General features: G+C 35.0%; 2 protein-coding genes. Both read right to left on the bottom strand.

Translation table 11 applies throughout. The features are described 5' to 3' along the window. Positions 1-49: 49 nt before the first annotated feature. The gene (locus FFM67_RS12220) at positions 50-1,090 is read right to left on the bottom strand and encodes a pilin N-terminal domain-containing protein (RefSeq protein WP_137614813.1); all 1,041 of its coding nucleotides are present in this window, start codon (positions 1,088-1,090) and stop codon (positions 50-52) included. 18 nt (positions 1,091-1,108) lie between these two features. Then, positions 1,109-1,318 (bottom strand): EF2685/EF0750 family sortase-dependent surface protein, encoded by a 210-nt coding sequence (locus FFM67_RS12600; RefSeq protein ID WP_170178042.1) that lies wholly within the window; start codon positions 1,316-1,318, stop codon positions 1,109-1,111. Positions 1,319-1,404: the final 86 nt, after the last annotated feature.

Genomic DNA, 1,404 nt, shown 5'->3' with positions numbered 1-1,404 from the left:
AAAAACCGCTATATATCAAGCGTTACAGCGGTTTTTCGAGTGATTATCGTTACACAATTCGGGAATGCAGGTTAAAATGATACGTTAATATCATTTTGGCTTGACTATTTTTTTCTGTATTAGTCTCCCGATTTGCATCTACAATTACTACTGGATTATTAGAATAGTGAAAAATTTCTTCTTTTTCTGTTTGTTCTTGTAGACTAGATGTAGATACTGAACTATCCATTTCATAAAAGGCATAATGCCCGCCATCTTTTAAAACTAGGTTTGGAACACTGACCTTCCCTGAATCGTCAGAACTTAATTTAGCTTTATCCATTGCTTTATCTGTTTCATCTAAAGTAAAATCATTGGTTTCTGTACTATAGATTTTCTTGTTATCTGTATCTTCTAAATAAAACATTGCCCCTGATAAAGGTTTAGAAGAACTTAATTTTGTTATTTTATTAAGATATACCCCATACTTAGTGAATTCCAAAGTAGAGGTACGGTATTCATTTTTAGGATATACTTTAATGGGTGATAAAAGATTTTCAGTGTCCGTATAGACTGGCAATCCAACAACAAATGGGATAGCTTTTTGGTTGTTAGCCCCATTAGGTGTGGTAGTTTCAAAAATAATATAAACAGCATTTTGTCCAGCTTTCGTTGTAGGAAGAACAAGATCTGCTACACCCTCTGCACCATCTTTAGTTGCTGTTTTCACTTCTGGAATATTTTTCCCAGAAGCATCCTTCGCTTGATCTGACTTGTTAGGCTCCTTTATTTTATCTAAGAGATCCTTCACCGCCTGCTCACTATTACCTTTGTTAGTTTTGTATAAATCCCAGTATTTGTCGGTAACATCATAAGCTGTAAATCCGGCACCGTTTAATGGTTTTCCATCTTGAAACGGGTTATCACTACCATTATTTGTCTGTTTTTCAGGAATTTTATCAAAAATCAATTTATGAATTTCAATTGTTTGTGTTGGATTACTACTTTCATCTGCAGCCTGTGCTTTGCTTCCCAACCCTAATCCTACTGGCAACGCAAGGGCTACCGTTGCTAGTGCTGCGAAAATTCTTTGTTTTGTTTTCTTTTTCATGTGCTTAAACTCCTAACTTTAATTTTGTTTCTTGTTTCTTTTCCAAAATACGATCAATAAAACAATAACTATTAGTAAACCACCTAACCAAATGAACGACGTGTTAAAGCGATCATTGGTCTGTGGGAAACGCTTTTCGCCGGGACCATTAGGATATTTGGGACTCTTATTTCCTGGTACCCGAGGCTTATTTTTTTTAGGTGATGACTGTTTATTAACAATCTTCAAAACATCCTCAGGTAGCGTCAAGAATTATGTGTAAATGGAAAATCCATTCCGTTAATTACAGTTAAATCATTGACTCTAATGTATCC

Source organism: Enterococcus viikkiensis (assembly GCF_005405345.1).
Classification (GTDB): Bacteria; Bacillota; Bacilli; order Lactobacillales; family Enterococcaceae; genus Enterococcus_A; species Enterococcus_A viikkiensis.
This window is presented reverse-complemented; position numbering and strand designations above follow the sequence as displayed.

Bases quoted from the DNA above. Each gene is read 5' to 3' on its own strand.
- FFM67_RS12220 (WP_137614813.1), bottom strand. From the start codon at position 1,090: ATGAAAAAGAAAACAAAACAAAGAATTTTCGCAGCACTAGCAACGGTA.